15 protein-coding genes are annotated in these 13,251 nt (G+C 72.4%); 8 read left to right on the forward strand and 7 right to left on the reverse strand.

All coding sequences use genetic code 11. The annotated features are described in order from the left end of the window. Positions 1–201 precede the first annotated feature (201 nt). A complete protein-coding gene (locus tag AB0C35_RS03390; protein WP_021597992.1) occupies positions 202–696 on the forward strand; it encodes a transcriptional regulator in 495 nt (164 codons plus the stop codon). Between the two features lie 78 nt (positions 697–774). On the opposite strand, the gene AB0C35_RS03395 is transcribed toward AB0C35_RS03390, so the two are convergent. Continuing rightward, on the reverse strand, positions 775–2,202 hold the full coding sequence (locus AB0C35_RS03395; RefSeq protein WP_358449999.1) for an MFS transporter: 1,428 nt from the start codon (positions 2,200–2,202) through the stop codon (positions 775–777). A 257-nt stretch (positions 2,203–2,459) separates the two neighbouring features. Here AB0C35_RS03395 and AB0C35_RS03400 point away from each other — a divergent pair, with 257 nt between their 5' ends. Next, entirely contained in the window at positions 2,460–2,996 is a 537-nt protein-coding gene (locus AB0C35_RS03400) for a hypothetical protein (protein ID WP_358450001.1), read from the forward strand. A gap of 18 nt (positions 2,997–3,014) precedes the next feature. Here the strand turns inward: AB0C35_RS03400 and AB0C35_RS03405 are convergent, their stop codons facing one another. The 3 genes from AB0C35_RS03405 to AB0C35_RS03415 are packed head-to-tail and all read right to left on the reverse strand — an operon-like array spanning position 3,015 to position 6,719. Next, positions 3,015–4,196, reverse strand: a complete 1,182-nt coding sequence (locus AB0C35_RS03405; RefSeq protein ID WP_358450003.1) for a CoA transferase — start codon at positions 4,194–4,196, stop codon at positions 3,015–3,017. Next, complete coding sequence (locus tag AB0C35_RS03410; protein WP_358450005.1) at positions 4,193–5,278, reverse strand: Zn-dependent alcohol dehydrogenase; 1,086 nt, start codon at positions 5,276–5,278, stop codon at positions 4,193–4,195. The genes AB0C35_RS03405 and AB0C35_RS03410 overlap by 4 nt, the downstream gene beginning before the upstream one ends. A gap of 22 nt (positions 5,279–5,300) precedes the next feature. Further along, positions 5,301–6,719 carry an aldehyde dehydrogenase family protein gene (locus tag AB0C35_RS03415; RefSeq protein ID WP_358450007.1) on the reverse strand — a complete coding sequence of 473 codons (1,419 nt, stop codon included), beginning with the start codon at positions 6,717–6,719 and terminating at the stop codon, positions 5,301–5,303. Positions 6,720–6,865: 146 nt separating this feature from the next. Here AB0C35_RS03415 and AB0C35_RS03420 point away from each other — a divergent pair, with 146 nt between their 5' ends. Then, a complete protein-coding gene (locus tag AB0C35_RS03420) occupies positions 6,866–7,597 on the forward strand; it encodes a GntR family transcriptional regulator (RefSeq protein WP_358450009.1) in 732 nt (243 codons plus the stop codon). Between the two features lie 502 nt (positions 7,598–8,099). On the opposite strand, the gene AB0C35_RS03425 is transcribed toward AB0C35_RS03420, so the two are convergent. Together AB0C35_RS03425 and AB0C35_RS03430 are read right to left on the reverse strand one after the other, a co-directional pair. Then, complete coding sequence (locus AB0C35_RS03425; protein ID WP_358450011.1) at positions 8,100–8,582, reverse strand: SAV_6107 family HEPN domain-containing protein; 483 nt, start codon at positions 8,580–8,582, stop codon at positions 8,100–8,102. A gap of 272 nt (positions 8,583–8,854) precedes the next feature. After that, positions 8,855–9,625 carry a peptidoglycan-binding protein gene (locus AB0C35_RS03430; RefSeq protein ID WP_358450013.1) on the reverse strand — a complete coding sequence of 257 codons (771 nt, stop codon included), beginning with the start codon at positions 9,623–9,625 and terminating at the stop codon, positions 8,855–8,857. Between the two features lie 23 nt (positions 9,626–9,648). Here AB0C35_RS03430 and AB0C35_RS03435 point away from each other — a divergent pair, with 23 nt between their 5' ends. The 5 genes from AB0C35_RS03435 to AB0C35_RS03455 are packed head-to-tail and all read left to right on the forward strand — an operon-like array spanning position 9,649 to position 12,370. Further along, on the forward strand, positions 9,649–10,113 hold the full coding sequence (locus tag AB0C35_RS03435; RefSeq protein ID WP_358450015.1) for a YbaK/EbsC family protein: 465 nt from the start codon (positions 9,649–9,651) through the stop codon (positions 10,111–10,113). A 16-nt stretch (positions 10,114–10,129) separates the two neighbouring features. Further along, a complete protein-coding gene (locus AB0C35_RS03440) occupies positions 10,130–10,480 on the forward strand; it encodes an arsenate reductase family protein (RefSeq protein WP_358450017.1) in 351 nt (116 codons plus the stop codon). A 57-nt stretch (positions 10,481–10,537) separates the two neighbouring features. Further along, positions 10,538–11,425, forward strand: a complete 888-nt coding sequence (locus tag AB0C35_RS03445; RefSeq protein WP_358450019.1) for a hypothetical protein — start codon at positions 10,538–10,540, stop codon at positions 11,423–11,425. Further along, on the forward strand, positions 11,425–11,757 hold the full coding sequence (locus AB0C35_RS03450; RefSeq protein ID WP_358450021.1) for a hypothetical protein: 333 nt from the start codon (positions 11,425–11,427) through the stop codon (positions 11,755–11,757). Before AB0C35_RS03445 ends, AB0C35_RS03450 begins: the two co-directional genes overlap by 1 nt. A 10-nt stretch (positions 11,758–11,767) precedes the next feature. Beyond that, positions 11,768–12,370 (forward strand): GNAT family N-acetyltransferase, encoded by a 603-nt coding sequence (locus AB0C35_RS03455; protein ID WP_358450023.1) that lies wholly within the window; start codon positions 11,768–11,770, stop codon positions 12,368–12,370. Here the strand turns inward: AB0C35_RS03455 and metF are convergent. Continuing rightward, complete coding sequence (gene metF, locus AB0C35_RS03460; protein WP_358450025.1) at positions 12,307–13,242, reverse strand: methylenetetrahydrofolate reductase [NAD(P)H]; 936 nt, start codon at positions 13,240–13,242, stop codon at positions 12,307–12,309. The genes AB0C35_RS03455 and metF overlap by 64 nt on opposite strands. Positions 13,243–13,251 lie beyond the last annotated feature (9 nt).

The following is a 13,251-nucleotide window of genomic DNA, read 5'->3' on the forward strand; positions in this document are numbered from 1 at the left end:
ATCCGGACCGTCCGGATGGAGTCCGGCGGATTCGACCGCTTTTTTCCAATCAGCTTGACCTAGGGCCTTCTCCGTTTTACCGTCACTGTCCGTAACCATCCCTGGGGACAGGCTCCTGTGGCGCAAAGGCCCCGCAGAACTGTCCCCCTCCGGCGACCGCCGGAGTCCGACGACGACGAAAGTGAGCCTGGGGGCCGCACAATGCCGTCTGAATACGCTAAGGCTCTCGGCGCGCGCCTGCGCGCCATCCGCACCCAGCAGGGCCTGTCCCTGCACGGTGTGGAGGAGAAGTCACGTGGCCGCTGGAAGGCCGTCGTCGTGGGTTCGTACGAGCGGGGCGACCGCGCCGTCACCGTTCAGAAGCTGGCCGAGCTCGCCGATTTCTATGGCGTGCCGGTTTCCGAGTTGCTGCCCGGCGGAGCCGCGCCGAGCCCGCTCGGGCCTACACCCAAGCTCGTGATCGATCTAGAGCGGTTGCAGCAGCTTCCGAAAGACAAGGCCGGTCCTCTCGCCCGTTACGCCGCGACGATTCAAAGCCAGCGGGGCGACTACAACGGAAAGGTCCTGTCCATACGCCAGGAAGACCTGCGTTCACTCGCGGTCATCTACGACAAGTCCCCGACGGAGCTGACCGAAGAGCTCATCGGCTGGGGCGTCCTCGACCCGGAGGCGCGCCGCGCCGTCGAGTCGTTCTGATATAACCCGCACCACCGCGACGGGGCCCGGCGTGCACGCCGGGCCCCGTCTCGCGTCACGGCGTCCGGGGTCCCCGCCCTATTTCTCGGCTTGGGACATCATGAGCGCGGAGCGCGGCTCGTCCGCGAAACGCGGCGCCGCCGCGCCTCGGCGCCTCCTCCGCGGGACGAGGAGGGCGAGGGGGACGACGAGGGTCATGACGGCGGCGCTCATGGCGAAGCCCGCGCTGTAGCCGCCGTCCCCGGGGACCATCACGAGGATGACCGCGCTGATCTGGGGCCCGAGGGACGCGCCGACCGTCCGGAGCAGGGTGTTGACGCCGGTGGCGACGCCGGTCTCGCTCGCGGGGACGGCGGCGACGACGAGGTTCGCGACGGCGGCGTAGGCGAAGCCCAGGCCGATTCCGCGGGCCAGGCCGCCGGTGTAGAGCTGCCACATGGTCTCGTGCTGGGCGGCCACGAACGCGTAGCCGAGCCCCGTCATCAGCGCGCCGCCGAGAAGGACCATGCGGGACCCGATCCGCCGGTCGAGGAGGCCCGCCGTCATTCCCGCGACGGTCATGCCGATGCTGGCGGGCAGTTGCAGCATGGCCGCCTGGGTGGCCGTTCCGCCGAAACCGTAGCCGGTGTCCTCCGGGAGCTGGACGAGGAGGGGGAACAGAAGCCCGCCCGCCATGAGCGCGTAGCCGGACAGCAGCGACGCGGCGTGCGCCGTCCAGACGCCGCGTGCCCGCATCTGCCGCAGGTCGATGAGGGGTTCGGAGACGCGGCGCTCCGCCCACAGCCAGGCGGCGGCCGTCACGAGGGAGACGGCGAGCAGGCCGAGGACGCCCGGCGACGTCCAGCCCCACTCGACGCCCTGGGTGAGGGCGGTGAGGGCGGCGACCAGCCAGGCGGCGAAGAGGACGGCGCCCCACCAGTCGACCTTGGCGGCCTCCCGGGGCGCGGCGCGCGGAACGATCCACCAGGCGAGGACGACCCCGGGCACCAGGCCGGCGACCGGCACCCACAGCAGCCACCTCCAGCCGAGGAAGTCGATGATCGGCCCGGCCAGGCACCAGGAGACGGCGCCGCCGAGGCCCAGCATGGACGACATCAGCCCGACCGCCGAGGCCCTGCGGGCGGCCGGGATGACGTCCCGGATGATCGTGTAGGCCAGCGGGAAGACCCCGCTGCCGATGCCGCCGAGGGCGCGCCCGGCCAGCATGACCGGCACCGTCGTCGCCAGGGCGGCGACGACCATTCCCGCGGTGGCGACCGTGAGCACGGCGAGCAGGACGCGCCGCGGCCCGTACAGGTCCCCCAGGCGGCCGACCACCGGCGTGGCGACGGCCGCGGAGAGGGTCATCGCGGTCAGCGCCCACGCGGCGCCGGCGGGCGTCGTGTCCAGGCCCTCCTGGATCTGCGGCAGCGCGGGCGTCACGACGGCCATGGACAGCGAGTAGGCCATCACGCCGAGGAACGCCAGCAGCGGCACAAGCCCCCGCCCGCCCCGCGCCGACACCATGATCTCCCTTAGTTCGCCAGCCTAACAATCTCATATGTCGACAAAGCGCGACCGACGTGGCCGGGTTCCACAACCGGTCAGTACCTGCACCGACGCTCACAAGAAGGACGCGGTACCGTGTCCGACGTCACTGAGGCGTTCAGCCGGTCCCGTGCGGACGCCGTCCCGCCCGTCACAGGAATGATCCACCGCACGGGGGAGGCGGCTCGGCCGCCGGCGGGAGGCACCGGCCGCACCCGGTGGGCATGATCGTGTCCATGACGACCGCAGCCGCCCTTGAGAACGCCTCCACCGGACTCGGCGCGCCCGTCCCCCGCGCCCCCCGCTGGGCTCACAGGGCCGCGCACGCGATCACGCTGCTCGCGCTGCCGTCCGCCCTGTGGCGGCTCGGCCTCGCCATGGGCTTCCACCTCGGCTACACCGAGAGCGGCTTCCAGGGAGTGCGCCCGCCCGGGTTCTCCGGAGCCTTCTACCTGATCATGCTCTCCGTGCTCACCGAGGTCGCCGCGCTGCTGGCGCTCGGCCTGGTCCAGCGGTGGGGCGAGGTGGTCCCCCGCCGGGTCCCGTTCATCGGCGGCAGGAACATCCCGCCCAGGACGGTCCTGATACCCGCCTGGCTGGGCGTCGCCGTCCTCGCCTTCCTGTGGACGCCTCTGCTGGCCTGGTGGGCGATGCCCCATGACGGCATGACGCCGACCGGCCACGCGCTCGTCGGCATCCTCTACCTGCCCATGGTGGCCTGGGCGCCCCTCCTCGCCGCCCTGGCGGTCTCCTACCGGCGCCGCCGCCGCTGACCCGCCGGGCCCGTCCGGTCACGATTCGCCGGCGATGCGGCGAGTGCGCAGATCCTTCACTCGGTCCCGGGAAAGGGCCAAGACGTTCTGGAGGACCTCGTCCGTGTGCTCGCCCAGGGTCGGGGCCGGGGCGGGGGGCGTGGACGTCTCACCGAGGCGTAGCGGGGAGCCTGGGGCCAGGTGGGGGCCTATCCCCGGCTGGTCCAGTGGGGCCATGAGGGGTTCGGTGTCCAGGTCGGCTGTCAGTTCTGTGAAGTCGCGGTAGCGGGAGTAGAGGACGGACGTGCCCTTCAGGCCGTCCTCGATCTGCGCGCAGGTGCGGGACGCGAACCAGGGGGCGAGGACGCCGGCGAGGGTCTCGCGGTAGGTGTAGCGGTCCCCGGCGCTGCGGAAATCGGCGCCGAGGGCGCGTTCGAGGGCGGCGGTGACCTCGCCGAACCCGGTGGCCTCCACCAGGTCGCGCCAGTGGCGGGGGGTGAGGGTGACGACCATGACGCGGCCGTCGGCGGTGGCGAAGTCGCGGCCGAAGTCGCCGAAGAGGCTGTTGCCGAGGCGGGGTCGGACCCCGCCGAGCTGGGCCTCGGCGAGGTACCCGAGGTTCCCGGCCGTGGCCAGGGCGACGTCCTGCAGGGCGACGCGGAGGCTCTGGCCTTCACCCGTGCGCAGGCGGTGCCGTTCGGCCGCCAGCAGGCCGACGGTCAGGTAGAGGCCGCACGCGATGTCCCAGGCGGGAAGTACGTGATTGACCGGGCCGGTCTGCTCGGGCGGACCCGTGACGGCCGGGAAGCCCACGGCGGCGTTCACCGTGTAGTCGACGGCGTTGCCCCCGTCCCGGCGGCCCTGGAGCTGGACGTGGATCAGGTCGGGACGCGTCTCGCGCAGCACCTCGTAGGTGAGTCCGCCGCGCGGCGGCGCGTTGGTCACGACGGTGCCGCTCTCCGCGACAAGGCCCGCGACCAGTTCGCGGCCTTCCGGGGAACGCAGGTCGACGGTGACGGACCGCTTGCCCTTGTTGAGCCCGGCCCAGTACAGGCTGCGGCCGGACGGGGCGAGCGGCCGGCGGTCGATGTCGGGGCCGCCGCCGATCTGGTCGACGCGGATCACGTCCGCGCCGAGCTGGGCGAGGGTCATCCCGCCCAGCGGCACGGCGACGAAGCTGGACAGCTCGATCACGCGCATCCCGGCGAGCGGGAGGGTCATCGGGCGACCTCGATGAGGGAGCGGGCGCCGTGGCCGGCCCGCATCCGGTCGAACGCGCCGGCGACGCCGTCCAGGCCGATGCGATGGGTGACCAGGGTGGACAGGTCGAGCCGCCCCGCGTCGATCTCCTGGACGAGCAGCGGGACGTCCCGGTCGGGATCGGACGAACCGTAGACGGAGCTGGTCAGCCGCCGGTTGAAGTGGAACAGCTCCAAGGCGTTGAAGGTGGTGGCGTCGTCGCGGGCCCCGACGCCGACGACCGTGCACTGCCCGCCGCGCCGCACCGACTGCCAGGCCGTCCGGATGAGGTCCGCCTTGCCCACGCATTCGAAGGCGTGGTCGGCGCCGCGTCCTTCCGTCAGGGCGCGGACCTGCTTGGCCAGCTTGGGGTCGCCTTCCAGGTAGTGCGTCGCACCCGCCGCCCTGGCGAGGTCCTCCTTCTCGGTCCCCCGGTCCACGGCGATGATGGTTCCGGCGCCGGCGAGGCGTGCGCCCATCACGGTCGAGAGCCCGATACCGCCGAGACCGATGACGAGCACCGACTGCCCTTCACGGACCTGCGCCGTGTTGCGGACGGCACCGAACCCCGTCAGCACGGCGCAGCCCAGCAGCGCGCTCAGGTCGAGCGGGGCGGACGCGGGCAGCGGCACCACCGAGCGTTCCGGGGCGACCAGCTCTTCGGCGAACCCGCCGACGCCCATGCACGCGTAGACCTCGGCGCCGTCCAGCGTGGCGCCGGACAGGGGGCTCACGGCCCCTTCCACGGCGCTGCACAGCCACGGCTCGCCCTGGCCGCAGAACCAGCACTCGCCGCAGGCGGCGGCCCAGTTCAGCACGACGTGGTCGCCGGGCCGCACCTTCGTCACGTCCGCGCCCACCTCGGCGACCGTCCCCGCGGCCTCGTGGCCGAGGACGAGGGGGAACTTCGGCGTGAGCGTGCCGTTGATCATCGACAGGTCGGAGTGGCACACCCCCGCCGCCGCCACCCGGACCCGGACGTCCCCGGGGCCGACCGGGGGCAGTTCGATGTCGCGGACCTGCAACGGAGCATCCGGCTCGGTGGCGACGACGGCCTTGACCATGGGTGTTCTCCTCCGCTGGGGTTCAGAGCTGGATGGACTTGATCTCGGTGAACTCGTCGAGGCCGAAGCGGCCCATCTCGCGGCCGAGCCCGGACTGTTTGTAGCCGCCGAACGGGGCCATCGGGTTGAAGGCGCCGCCGTTGACGTCGATGGAGCCCGTCTTCACCTGACGGGCGAACGCGACGGCCCGGTCCTGGTCGGCCGCCCACACACCCCCTGCGAGGCCATAGCGGGAGTTGTTCGCGATCTGGAGCGCCTCGTCCTCGTCCCGGAACGGGATGACGGACAGGACCGGCCCGAAGATCTCCTCTTGCGCGACGGTCGCGTTCTGGTCGACGTCGGCCAGAACGGTCGCCGAGATGTAGTGGCCGCGGTCGAAACCGTCCGGCGTGGCGGTACCACCGGTCACGACACGCGCGCCCTCGGAGACACCGGTGTCGATGAAGCCGCGCACCCGGTCGAGCTGCGCCTTGGACACCATCGGGCCCAGCTTGGTGGACGAGTCGAGCGGGTCCCCCGGCGCGAAACCCTCCGCGAAGCCCTTGGCCAGATCGAGGGCCTGGTCGTAGAGGTCCTGGTGGACGAGCATCCGCGTCCAGGCCGTGCACGTCTGGCCGCCGTTGAGGAACGCGTTGGACACGCCGACCTTCACGGCGGTCTTGACGTCGGCGTCGTCCAGGATGACGTTCGCGGACTTGCCGCCCAGCTCCAGGGCAACCTTCTTGATCGTCCCGGCGGCCAGCTCGGCGACCCGGGAGCCCGCCCGCACCGACCCCGTGAACGACACCATGTCGACCTCGGGGTGGGTGGCGAGGGCCTCGCCGACGACCGGGCCGTATCCGGGGACGAGGTTGACGACGCCGGCGGGCAGCCCGGCCTCGTGGACGGCGTCCAGCAGCTCGTAGGCGACCAGCGGAGCGATCTCGCTCGGCTTGATCACGATCGTGCAGCCGGCCGCGAGGGCGGGGGCGAGCTTGCAGGTGATCTGGTGCAGGGGGTAGTTCCACGGCGTGATCGCGGCGACGACGCCGGCCGGCTCGCGGACGATCAGGGAGTTGCCGACGCGCTCGTCCGGCATTCCCCCGGCGATCATCTCGGCGTACCCGGCCACCACCGTCCGCGGCAGCCCGGCCTGGATGCGGGTCGCGATGCGCATCGGCGTGCCGACCTCGCTCGCGATCGTCCGCGCGATGGCCTCCTCGCGGCTCGCGAGCGCGTCGTGGAGGCGTCCGAGGAACTCCGAACGCTCCTTGTACGACGTCGCCGACCAGGCGGGCAGCGCGGCCCGGGCGGCCCGGACGGCGCGGTCGACGTCCTCAGCCGTCCCCTCGGGCACGGTGGCGAGGGTCTCCTCGGTCGCGGGGTTCTCGACGGCGATGACCCCGCCGCCCAGCGGGCTGGTCCACGCTCCGTCGATGTAGAGGGCGTCTCGGTCGCGCACAGCGGCTCCTCGGGGTGGATGTCGGCGGATTCTATAGAATATTGCACCGGCCTCCCGGTGATGTCCGCACCCCCGCGCGACATCGCGGGCGGCGCGGTCACCCGACGATATGCTCACGTCGTTCCGGCAAGGAGAGCGGGGGAGATATGCCCGTCGGCCAGGCGCCGCGCACCGGGCGCCGTCCCGTCCCGGCCGTCAGGCACCAGCTCAGCGAGATGGTCGCCTCGCACGTCCGCGAGGCCATCATGATCGGCGAGTTGCGCGCCCCGGACTACATCCGGACCGAGCACCTGGCCGCCGAGCTGGGCATCAGCGCGACTCCCGTGCGCGAGGCGCTGATGATCCTGCACAGCGAGGGCGCCGTCCGCTGGGAGCCGCGCCGCGGCTTCCGGGTGCTGCCGATCACCGCGCAGGACGTCGCCGACCTGTTCGCCGTGCAGGCCCACATCGCCGGGGAACTCGCCGCCCGCGCCGCCCGCGCGCTGGACGACGCCGAGATCGAGCGTCTCCAGCGGATCCAGACCCGCCTGGAGGCCGCGGCCCGCGACCGCGACGCCGAGCAGGTCGACCGCCTCAACCACGAGATCCACCGGACGATCAACCGCTCGTCGGCCTCACACCGGATGACGTCCCTGCTCAGCCTGACGGTCCACTACGTCCCGCTGGGCTTCTTCGGCACCATCGAGGGCTGGGCGGAGGCGTCGGCGCACGACCACTCCGCCGTCTTCGACGCCCTCCGCGCCCACGACGCCGACGCCGCCCGCGACGCCATGGCCGAACACATCAGGCACATCGGCCGCCTCTTGATCGACCACCTGAAGTCCCACGACGTCCTCAGCGAGCCCACCTCCGGCAACCGCCCCGCCCACCAAACCTGACCCCACCGCCGAGACCCCCGAACGACTGGACGGACACCGCCGACCACGGCACCACACGGCGGCTATAGGACGGCACGACGGCAGGGTGGTGGCAGGGCGGCACGACGGCAGAGTGGCGGCAAGACGGCACGCGCGGCGGCGTGGGTCGGGTGGCCGGGGAGCGGCGGTTCTGCGGGCGGGATCGCGCCGGCGGGGCCGGCTCGGGGGGTTGCGGCCGTCGCCGGCGCGATCGCCCGGGGCCGCCGGAGGCCGGAGCGGCCGCCCTGTGACGGGACGGTCGCCCGGGCCTCCGGCGGTGGGCCGTCCCGGGGAGGTGGGACGGCCTCCGGAGTGGTCAATGCGTGTTTCCTGGATCCGGCCTCAGCCACCGCGCGAGCGCGTTACCTGACCGGTGAGGCGATGCCGCAGGCGAGCCTCACCGGGCAGATCGCGAAGCGATGCCGCGCTCGCACAGGCCCGGTCACGGTGCGCGCCGCAAGGCGAGCTCCGTGGGCCGGGACTGCTATGACAAAGTCGGCTGGCCGATGATGCCGAGGGTGTCTTCGACGAGGGTGACGAAGACCTCGGCGTCGTGCAGGAGTTCCTCGGCCTCGCGCGGGGTGGCGGCGCGCGGCAGGCCCGCCTCGGCGGCGGCGCGCTTGTCGGCGCCGGCGGCGAAGAAGGCGGCCCACTCGCGCAGTGCGGGCTCGGCCTCGGGCAGCAGCACCCAGACGCTGCGGGGACGCCCGCGGCGGTGGGTCTCCAGCGGTTCCTTGGACGCCAGCACCGCGGCGGCGGCGCGCAGCGCGGCCAGGTGGGCGCAGACGTAGCGGACGGCGGGCGAGGTGGCCTCGGCGGCCTCTGCGAGGCCCATGCGGGCGGCGTGCAGCTGGCCGACCGCCGTGTGCGCCGGGCGCGGCGCGGGCAGCGGGCGGTGGCGTGGGCTAGGTGGCGGGACGGACTGGGCGGCGGAGTGGACTCCGCGTGCGGTCATCGTTCCGGACATTTCTGCCTCCTTCCGGGGCTCGGGCCGGCCGGGCGGAGAGCTTCCCCTCACTCCGCCCGGCCGTCCGTCCCGCCGAAACACCGCGATCGGCGGGGACGTCGCCCTGGCGCGGGCCGCGAGTCCCGCACCACGTCGAACATAAGTTCGACGCATGACCCAGTAAAGCGCCCTGACGGCGATTCGTCAACGTGTTCGAACGTGTGTCGCATCCCGCAGGTCAGCGGGCATGACACCAGTGGAACAGCGGGGTACGACAGTTCCGCGGCGAGGCCCTAGCGAGGCCGCCTGACGTGCACGGGGACGTTCGCTCCGAGCAGGTCCGGGAAGTACTCGGCGATGTGCATCGGCATCCGGACGCAGCCGTGCGAGGCCGGGTCCCTGGGCACGCTCAGGGCGCCGTGGAAGGCGATGCCGCCGTTGAAGTAGATCGGGTTGTAGAGCCGGCCCAGGGGCGAGGTCTCCCAGCCGGAGAAGCGCCGTCCCGTCCGGAAGTCGCCCGTGCTGGTCGTGGCATAGCGACACCCGCGGTCCTCGGTGCAGAAGAGCTCGCCCGAACCCGACGAGATGTGCGTGATGAGGCGCGGCGCGCCGTCCTTGTAGACGACGAGGTACTGGCGTTTCAGGTCCACGTCGACGCGGTCCTTCTCACGCTTCTTGGCCATCGGGCGAGGTTCCTCGGGGTCGGCCAGGGCCTCCCAGAACGACGTGCCGAGCGTGCCCTTCTGCTTCATGCGGTTGACCGCCTGGAACGCCCAGACGGCCATCTGGGTGGACGGCCCGTACTTCCCGTCGATCTTGCCCGGGTCGTAGTGCAGCTGCTTGAGGCGACGCTGGAGTTCCTCCACGTCGGGGCCCTTCGCGCCCGGCTTCAGCTTGCGGTGCGTGGGCGTGGGAGTGGGAGTCGGTGTGGGCGTCGCCGGTTTCGCGACAGGCGAGCTCGCCGGCGGCGGGGCCGCTTCGTCCGTCCCGCTGCAGCCCGCCAGGAGGACGGCCGAAATCAGCAGAACCGCGCTCTTCCGCATGCCCATAGGTCTCCCACGCATGCGCTGAGCTTAAAGTGCTTTCCATGCACCCGAATGCCGAACGTGTCGCGAAGGCCCTGCTCGATCAGGGCGCGACCGGAGTCATCGTCGAGCTGCCCGACTCCGCGCGGACGGCGCAGGCCGCCGCGGAGCAGCTGGGCTGCGAGGTAGGGGCCATCGCCAACAGCCTGCTGTTCGACGCCGACGGGGCGCCGCTGCTGGTGATGACGAGCGGCGCGCACCGTGTCGACACGGCGAAGGTCGCGTCGCTGGTGGGGGCGGCGAAGGTGAGGCGGGCGTCGCCGGAGTTCGTCCGGGAGGCGACGGGACAGCCGATCGGCGGCGTCGCGCCGCTGGGCCACCCCGCGCCGGTCAGGACGCTCGTGGACGTCTGGCTGGACAAGTACGACCAGGTCTGGGCGGCCGGCGGGCATCCGCACACCGTCTTCCCCACGTCGTACGAGGAACTGCTGAGGATCACCGGGGGGACCCCGGCGGAAGTGGAGTGACGCGAGAATGAGCGACATGGAGCTTTGGCACAACCCGCGCTGTTCGAAGAGCCGGGCCGCGAAGGCGGCGCTGGACGAGGCGGGCGTGGAGTACATCGAACGCCGTTACCTGGACGAGCCGCCCACGGCGGACGAGCTGGACGCGGTGCTCACCCGGATCGGCGCCGAGCCGTGGGATGTGGCGCGCCTGAACGAGCCGGTCGCCAAGGAACTCGGGCTGAAGGACCTCGAACGCGATCGCGCCCGGTGGATCGAGATCATGGTGGCGAACCCCGTGCTGATCCAGCGGCCGATCGTCCTGACCGGCGGGGCCGCCGTCGTCGCCCGTGACGACGAATCGGTGCGCAAGGCACTCGACAGCCAGTGACCGGGGTGTGATTCTGGGGAGTCGAGGCACGTCGGCCGGTGACCTCCCGGAGGGGCGATGACGGCGGGGATGCGGACGGGCCCGGCGGCGCGGGACCCGGAGTTCCGGGGAATCGATCCGCCGGCGCTCAACCAGGTCGTCAAGCAGCTTCAGGACGCGCAGAACGCGATCCAGAGCTGGCTGAACACGCACCGCCCGCCGCCGGGGGTGCCGGCGGCGGGGTACCGGCAGGCCGACCAGGTGGCGCGGTGGGCCGCCGAACAGGTCGGGATGCTGACACGGCGGTACAACTACGCGATCACTCATCCGGCCCCCGGCGGCGGGGTGGACGCGCCCCCGCCGCCGACGCCGGGTGGGCCGAGCGGCGCACCGGTGGGAACGCGCCAACCGCCCCGCAAAGCCGCGCCCCCGGCGGCACCGCCTCAGAAATCGCCTCAGAGGACGTCACCGCCGAAGGCGGCACCGCCGAGAACCCCGCCCGGGACGCCGGGGCGGCTCACGCCGAGCGGCGCCGGGGACATCGGCAACTTCCCGGACCGGCGGGCCGCGGCCAAGGCCGCCAAGGGCGACGCGCTCGCCGTGGCGGCGTCGATCCAGGACGGCAGGCCCGTCCCCGATCCGGTGTGGCAGCATCTGAAGGCCAATGCCGACGACCCGGACTACACCTGGGAGCTGTACGAGCGGCTCGGTCCGGCGGGAGCGTCCGGCCTGCTCGACGCGGCGGACGGGGACGAGGCGAAGCTGGCGGCCGTCCGGGAGTCGCTCGGCGTTTCCAGCCACCATCTGACGATGGACGTGAAGTGGCTGCGCGCGTTCCTGGCCGAGGCCGACCGCGCCGGAGTGCGTCCCGTCGCCGTGCGGGTGCTCACGGGCGCCGACATGAGCCGGCGGACGCGTGAGGCCGTCGGGAGGCTCGATCTGCGCACGCCCGGCGGGAGGGAGTGATGGCCGCTCCACCGCCTCCCGGAAGCCTTCCGCCGCCGCTCACCGGCGCGGCGGCCGCCCGGCTGTCGCCGAACGAGCAGCCCAATCCGGAGTACCGGCGGCTCCATCAGGCGTACGCGGACGCCTACGGCGGCATCGACCGGCTGCGCCAGGCGCTCGACGCGCCGGTCAAGACCCTGCGCGGGACGGACGCGTGGCTGGGCCCGGAGGCGCGCCAGTGGGGCGGACGGCTCGACGCCAACCGGGAGACGCTGAAAAAGGCCGCCGACCGTATCCTCTGGGACATCTACGATCGACTCTCCGCTACCCGGCGGACCGTCCCCCGGGTCTAGTCTCTGTCGCGTGAGGGACCCGAAGCTGCGCGAGATCGACGAACGCGCCTTCCTACGCAGGCTCAGCCCCATGCTGGACGTCTACGCGGCCGCGATGGAACCGCCGAACGAGCAGCTTCCCGGCCGCCACACCATCATGGAGCGGCACGCGTCGCATCCCGGGTTCCGGGCGTTCGTGGTGGAACGGCGCGGCGCGCTGCCCGTGCTGGCGGGCCCCGTCCAGGGGTTCGCGTACGGGTTCCACGGGACGCGCGGCCAGTGGTGGCATGACGTCGTCTACCAGGCGCTCAGCGATCTGGAGGGGCCCGGGCACGCGGAGGCGTGGCTGGGCGACACGTTCGAGGTGGCGGAGCTTCACGTCCACCCCGACTCACAGGGCAAGGGCCTCGGACGGGGCCTGCTCAACGCGCTGTGCGAGGGCAGGCCGGAGCGGACCGTCGTGCTGTCGACGCTGGACAGGCGGCCGGACACGCCGGCCCGCTCCCTCTACCGCTCGGTCGGCATGGTCGATCTGCTGACCGACTTCGAGTTCCCCGGCGGCGGGCCCCGCTACGCGGTCATGGGCGGGGCGCTGCCTTTGACGCCGTACGCGTCGGCGCCCAGGAGCCCGTAGACCTCGCGCGTCGCCGTGGACTTGTTGAACGTGATGAAGTGGATTCCTGGCGCGTCCTGGTCGAGCAGTTCGCGGCACAGTTCGGCGGCGTGTTCGACGCCGAGGCGGCGCACCGCCTCCGGGTCGTCCGCGACGGCCTCGAAGCGGGCCCTGACCTCGGGCGGGAACGGCGCGCCCGACAGCTGCTCGGACCGTTCGATCGTGCTCATCTGGGTGACCGGCATGATGCCGGGCAGGATCGGCACGTCGCAGCCGGCCGCGGCGACGCGGTCGCGCAGGCGGAAGTAGTCCTCGGCGCGGAAGAACATCTGGGTGATGGCGTAGTCGGCGCCGGCGCGGCACTTCTCGATGAAGTGCCGGGTGTCGCTCTCGATGTCGGGTGAGCGCGGGTGCTTGTAGGGGAACGCGGCCACGCCCACGCAGAAGTCGCCGTAGGAGCGGATCATCCGGACGAGGTCGGAGGCGTACTCGACGCCGTCGGGGTGCTTGACCCACTCCCCCGTCGGGTCGCCGGGCGGGTCGCCGCGCACGGCGAGGATGTTGCGGACGCCGACGGAGGCGAACCGCCCGATCAGGTTGCGCAGCTCGGCCTGGGAGTGGTCGACGGCGGTGAAGTGGGCGACGGGGGTGAGCGTGGTGTCGGTGGCGATCCGCTCGACGATGTCGACGGTCTTGTCGCGGGTGCCGCCGCCGGCGCCGTAGGTCACGGACACGAAGGTCGGGTGGAGGGATTCCAGTTCCCGAATGGTGCGCCAGAGGTTCCTGGCGCCCTTGTCGGTCTTGGGCGGGAAGAACTCGAACGAGAAGGACCTGCCGCCCGACGCCAGGAGCTCCCGGACGGTGGGGGGACGGTTCGGCCGCAGACGTCGCATTCCCCAAGC

Source organism: Spirillospora sp. NPDC048819 (assembly GCF_040650055.1).
Lineage (GTDB): Bacteria > Actinomycetota > Actinomycetes > Streptosporangiales > Streptosporangiaceae > Spirillospora.